The sequence below is a fragment of the Clostridioides sp. ES-S-0048-02 genome (assembly GCF_020658495.1).
GTDB lineage: Bacteria > Bacillota > Clostridia > Peptostreptococcales > Peptostreptococcaceae > Clostridioides.
In genome coordinates this window covers 1-516 of sequence record NZ_JACVWH010000065.1, presented here as the reverse complement: position 1 = coordinate 516, position 516 = coordinate 1, and the positions used below count along the sequence as shown (strand labels likewise).

The following is a 516-nucleotide window of genomic DNA, read 5'->3' as shown; positions in this document are numbered from 1 at the left end:
CCATCATTATAGCCCCAGCCGACTACTGTTGCAGGTATCTTGTCAACTTCTCCATCATAAACTATAGTGTGTTTATACATCTCTTTGGCTCCCTCATTTTTTATATTTTTATTCAATACACCTTCTACAATTAACTTGGCCATACCTTCATATCCAAGTTTCTTAGCCTTCTCATAATCTTCTTTATTATCGCAAAATAAACTTTCAATTAATATGGCTGTAGGCTTTGAACTATTTAAAATATATAATCCTTTATCTAATTTAGCTCCTCTATTTTTAAATACTGTGCCTAATTTCTTACATATTCTAGTTGCGTACTCTAAACCTTTATTGCTATAATATAGTACCTCTGAACCTTTTCCTTGACCATCACTTGCATTTAGATGTAGTTCTATGAGTAAGTCATATCCTCCACTATTAACTCTAGGTATTTTATACGACTTTTCCTCTGTTTTAGTTTTAAACTGCTTTTCGGGGCATATTATTACATCCACCTTATGCCCTTCTTTTCTGAAT

At 32.6% G+C, this 516-nt stretch carries 1 protein-coding gene; it reads right to left on the bottom strand.

The genetic code is table 11. The features are described 5' to 3' along the window. Nucleotides 1-516 (bottom strand): N-acetylmuramoyl-L-alanine amidase (locus IC173_RS20400; RefSeq protein WP_227856209.1); only part of this gene is annotated, 516 nt, incomplete at both ends.